This window comes from Oleiphilus sp. HI0079, from assembly GCF_001635105.1.
Genome location: NZ_LWFT01001227.1, coordinates 1 through 5,463, shown reverse-complemented (window position 1 = coordinate 5,463; position 5,463 = coordinate 1). Strand labels below are relative to the sequence as shown.

General features: G+C 45.9%; 4 protein-coding genes and 1 pseudogene. 4 read left to right on the top strand and 1 reads right to left on the bottom strand.

The window, feature by feature from the left end; translation table 11 throughout:
• A pseudogene (locus A3750_RS27015) lies at nucleotides 1–220 on the top strand (Sua5/YciO/YrdC/YwlC family protein); the annotation flags it as partial.
• On the opposite strand, the gene A3750_RS27010 reads toward A3750_RS27015, so the two are convergent.
• Complete coding sequence (locus A3750_RS27010) at nucleotides 180–431, bottom strand: BolA family protein (protein WP_369819967.1); 252 nt, start codon at nucleotides 429–431, stop codon at nucleotides 180–182. The pseudogene A3750_RS27015 and the gene A3750_RS27010 overlap by 41 nt on opposite strands.
• A 373-nt stretch (nucleotides 432–804) precedes the next feature.
• Between A3750_RS27010 and A3750_RS21695 the strand changes: the two genes are divergently transcribed.
• The 3 genes from A3750_RS21695 to A3750_RS21685 form a co-directional block, all read left to right on the top strand.
• Nucleotides 805–1,494, top strand: a complete 690-nt coding sequence (locus tag A3750_RS21695) for a response regulator transcription factor (RefSeq protein WP_068457496.1) — start codon at nucleotides 805–807, stop codon at nucleotides 1,492–1,494.
• 97 nt (nucleotides 1,495–1,591) lie between these two features.
• Nucleotides 1,592–3,133, top strand: coding sequence for a FecR domain-containing protein (locus tag A3750_RS21690; RefSeq protein WP_197466376.1), 1,542 nt, complete (start codon nucleotides 1,592–1,594; stop codon nucleotides 3,131–3,133).
• A 53-nt stretch (nucleotides 3,134–3,186) separates the two neighbouring features.
• A partial coding sequence (locus A3750_RS21685; RefSeq protein ID WP_068548818.1) for a CHASE2 domain-containing protein occupies nucleotides 3,187–5,463 on the top strand: 2,277 nt, incomplete at its 3' end.

The following is a 5,463-nucleotide window of genomic DNA, read 5'->3' as shown; positions in this document are numbered from 1 at the left end:
ATATCGGCAAATTAAGGCGCATACTCCCGGGCCTTATACTTTCATTCTAAAGGCCACTAGTGAGGTTCCTCGCCGCTTAATGAACCCCAAGCGACGTCAAATTGGCATCCGTATTCCTGATAACAAAATCACCNTGGCGTTGGTAGAAGAGTTAGGGCACCCGTTAATGAGCACTACTCTCAGCCTTCTAAATGAAGAGCTTCCCATGACGCCCCCATACAATTCGGTGACTGCAACGACTTATCTCTCTGCTCCTGCCATTCAGCCGGGGTATAAAGATGTAACGCCAATGCATGCAAGCCCTCGTTCATTAACGACGACACCTCGGCGTATACCGCTTGATGCCGTGCTACCTTTCTTTTCCCTTCAAAATCACCAGAAACCAGAACCAACTTAAAGTGGGTTTCCGAATTCTCAGGCACAGAGTGCATGTGGCTCTCGTTCTCTAAAAGCAAATAGTCGATGCTGAATGCTTTTTCTAATAAAGCCTTGATCAAATTTTCTCGTTCCACTCCGACCTCATAACGTCTTTCAGCAATCTAATGACGCGAAGATAGTACTCTCAATATAGAGGCTTTTCTAGCAGGAACTACGTCACATAATTGCAATTCGCTACAGATCAAAACCAAAAACAGTTTCTTTGGAGCGGCTTTGCAATCTAACTGCATAAAAGCAGGTCGGAAAATTTCAAAAAGCAACTACACTTATTGGGATAAATAGAGAAATATTAGGGACATAGGGCGTAGAGCTTTGTTCCCGAGACATTTCAAAATAGTTCTTTGCAATATTAAGCGGGGTTAGGGAATGAAAATTGCGTTACTTGAGGATGAACTGTCGCAAGCTGAAACAGTTGTGGATCTACTTACGACCTATGGTCATGAGTGCGAGCATTTTGCGACGGGGAAATCATTTTTGTACTCTGTCCTGCATAATAGTTATGACTTACTCATTTTGGATTGGCAACTTCCAGACATCGAAGGAACCGAGGTTCTTCGCCAAATCCGTTCAGAAATGAACTGGAGGATTCCGGTTCTTTTTTTGACACAGAGAGATAGCGAAGCAGACATTATTACAGCACTTGATGCAGGCGCAGACGACTACTTAGTGAAGCCTGCACGCCAAGGAGAATTAGTGGCACGGGTCAATGCACTCAGCCGAAGAGTTGGCGGAGAACAAGCTGAGCAGGAAGAGATTGAAGTCGGTCCATATCAAATCAATCTTGGTAAGCGAACAATCATTTCCTCTGGAGAAGACGTGTCACTTACCGATAAAGACTTCGATCTAGCTGTGTTTATGTTCCAGAACATTGGTCGCCTTCTTTCAAGAGATTTTTTGTTGGAAAGAGTTTGGGGAATATCTTCAAACATTAATACGCGCACGGTAGACACCCACGTCAGCCGCCTGCGTCGAAAACTTAACATCAAGCCGGAAAATGGATTTCGTATTAAGACGATATACCAACATGGCTACCGACTGGAGCGTGTGAGCGAATAGCTTTCGTCAAAGTTATCGCCCTTTCTAACTTATGAATGGTCTTGCGTTGTCAGTTCATAGTTGTTTCAAGCAGAGGCTCATTGCCCCCGTTAGACTTTTGCTTGCCCTATATATACTGCTGACAGCCTTCGCCGGTAGCAGCCTTGCATTTGCGCAGGGATATGCAGACCAAAATAATCTTGATTGGCATTACACTATTCGGCCATCAGACAACCTACCACTGGTATCAAAACGTCTGCTTAAGCCACAATATTCTTGGACATCGATAGCGCACTACAACCATATTAAAGACATCGATAAACTGCAGGTGGGGTCTATCATCAAGATCCCCGTATCGTGGCTCAAGTACCAACCTCAACCCGCAAAAATAGAAAGCTATATTGGCATGGCACTCATCAAACGCAGTCAAGACTCGCGATATATGCCAATATCAAAGCAATCACACGTTTATGTCGGTGACGAGCTACTAACGCGCGAAGGCCAAATTACCGTAGAGTTTGCAGACGGCACTAACCTACGCATGGACGCTTTCTCCCATCTAGTTTTTAATAAACTTAGTAGTTACAAAGAGGTGGGCATGGTCGATACTCGCATGCGCCTCGGACGCGGAGGCATCAGAACTCAGGTTGAACCTTTAACCAAAGGGTCCCGCTATGAGATCAGCACCCCTAGTGCTGTAGCGGCCGTTCGCGGAACGGATTTTCGTTTAAGAACAAACCTTCAAGGAACGACTCTAGAAGTTCTCGAAGGCGCAGTCGAACTGATGCATGATCATGGCCAAGAACTGATCAAAGCTGGGTTCGGAGCTCGTCTATTCAGCCCAAGCGCGCTTATTGAAACGATAAGGCTAGATACTCTGCCACGCATCGCTAGTCAGTCGGGTGGATCTTTTTCCGATTCCGAGCAAGACCTAGACTGGAAAGGGTTACCGGCAGGTTATAGTCTTGCGGAGGCTAAAACGACGTTATCCGCAAATAAAACTGCGAGCAACTCTGCGCAAGAGTTAGAATCCGAGAGCTCGTCAAACTCAGCGTCTTCTAACAATCAAAGTGCCCAAGTTTCAGACCCTAATTCGGCCGACGTTGCTATCTTAGATCTCCCCCTACCTGGCAGTATTATTGATGGATTTACGGCGGAATTTACTTGGTCAGTCAACTCTCCGTCTACGCTATCTCGCTTAGAACTCTCACAGAACAGCGACTATGATCGCCTCGCTCTACCGACTAAATGGTCCGAAAACACTGCTTATCGAATTGAGCAACAGCTTCCAGCCGGAAATTATTTTTGGCGAGTTCGAACCCTGAGTACTGGCAACGCAGAAAGCCTGAGCGCTTCTAGAGCAGTATCTATCCAGGGGAAACTCGATCCAGTATCAATTTTGACCGTAAACTATATCGGCGATCAGGTTGGCATGTTCTGGCATAAAGTAGACAATGCAAAAGGGTATGTACTACAAGTTTCAGATGACAAGGAGTTTCGTCGTTTGTTAAAAGAAGAGACCCTCGGTAAAACTAGCGCATTTCTCAAGCTACCCGAAGGCAAGACCTTTTATGCACGCGTAAAAGGTTTAGGCGATGAAGTATATGCTTCGGAATTTGGGCCACAGAAAGAGATAAAGGTAGAGCCTAAACCAAATTAAGCGCTCAAGCGCATCACCCACTGATCAAAACACAATAATCATAAAGCGATATTATGGCGACTAGGCCTCTAAACGATCCACACCCCTACGAGCAGCATATTCTGACGCTAGCTCTGATTTTAGCCAGTGCTCTTCTGGTATATAGCCACGTAGCGAAACGCTTCGACTTGCTTACGTACGATGTGTTCATGCATGCTTCCACTGCGGAACCAGATCCGGATACGGTCATTGTTTCCATCGATGAAAAAAGCCTCAATAGTATTGGGCAGTGGCCTTGGCGGAGAGCTATTCACGCCCAGCTTGTCGAAAAGCTAACAGAGTATAAATCCTCCCTGATTGTATTCGACGTGCTCTTTTCGGAGTACGATACGCAGCACCCCGAGGATGATCTAAGACTCACTCAAGCAATCGAGAACGCGGGCAATGTCCTGCTCCCCTTGCATATTCACCCATTGGCCTACGACAAGCCACTTTCTGAAATCTTACCCATTCCGGAACTAGCAAATGCCGCAAAGGGCTTAGGCCATGTTCATGTTGAGCTAGACGAGGACGGATTAACACGCGGGATTTATCTCAATACGGGCGTTGGCGAAGCATACTGGCCCTCAATCTCACTCGCAATGGCGATTGAAACCAATCCCATGATCCAGTACCTACAAGAGATCCGGCAACAAACGCGCGCGCCGTATGTCTCGGTTAATAGTGAGTATCGCTTAATCCCCTTCGCAGGCCCCCGCGGTACCTATCCTACTCATAGCTTTATCGATGTCATGTCGAACAAAGTAGACCCTAATACTTTTAGAGATAAAACGGTTCTCATTGGCGCTACTGCGGCAGGGCTAGGCGACATCATTCCGACGCCATTCTCACACATGAACAGCCCTATGTCCGGAGTAGAAATTCACGCAAACGCCTATTCAGCAATCGTCAATGGAGAAATCATCCAGACCGTTTCTGAACGATGGACTTATCTTTTAACGTTCGCATTTATTCTGATACCCATTCTGATCTTCCCTCGAATTCGCCCAACCTTAGTGATGCCCTCGACCATTCTTCTGGTCGGCTGCATTCTCGGTTTTAGCTACATTCTTCTCGCATATGAAAGAACATGGTTTCCCCCGGTAAATAGCGTGCTAGGTATTCTCATTGCCTATCCACTCTGGAGCTGGCAGCGTATGCGACATCTAAACAGTTTTTTCAGCAACGAGCTTGAAAGGCTTAGCCAAGAACCAGACTTAAGCTTTCGCCGTCTTAGTCAGCACAGTATGGAAAAAATATTTCTTTCCTTGATATCTATCCTAAAACCTCAGGCTTATGCCCTATTTCATAATGGTAATATTGTTCACGGCTACAATCAGGATGAACTTAGCGCGACTAAGATCAACGAATTCGGGGTTTGGTTCCATGACGACTCTACGAGCTGGATTCAGCTTCAGATAGATGATGAGCGCTTCAAAATTGGAATTGCATCCCCAAGCTCGGAACAGAGACATATAGTCCAAGGCTTTTTAGACAAGCTTGAGCTTGTATCAAAGCATGATACTCAGATCAAAAAGCCTTCAGAACAGATCGCAAAGCGTATTCATCAAGTCCGTGATGCAATCACGGCAATGCAAGATATGCGTACGTTTATTTCCCGAGGTTTTGAGGAGATGCCTGGCGCAGTGATCGTAACAGACCCAATAGGTCTCATTGTTTACGCAAACAGTCGAGCGGTCGCTTGGTTGCAGCCAAGTAATGAGCAGATTATCTCCGTACCAATCTACAAGCTGTTTGCGGCGTATCGCGATGGTAATGACGAATTCAGTCAAGCGATTTCAGAATGTTTACTCGAAGGCAAAGGAAAGCAATTTAATATTAACCTTGGGCATCGCGACATTATGATGCACTGCCTTCCATTTCTGGTCGATGAGCATAGCGATGCCGGTATGATGATTAGCATGTCCGACATAACACAGATTCGACAGCAACAACGCGAAAAAAACCAGCTAATTGATTTTCTGTCACATGATGTGCGTTCGCCGCTTAGCTCGCAACTAGCCATTCTTCAGGGCTTACGAAACGGAAGGATTGAGTGGGGGGAAAAAATAATTGATCAGCTTGCCTCGCATGCAGAACGTTCATTGGGACTTTCAGATCAATTCTTACAAATCACACGGGCAGAACAAGTACTTGAAGATGACTTCTATGAATTTGAGCTGATCAATGCCATTGAGAATGCAATTGACTCTGTTGATCAATTAGCGCGTCAAAAGAACATTGAAATGACACTTAGTGGGATCGATGAAGCATGGCTTTGGGGAAGCGCCGAGCTGATTGAACGAAGCGTG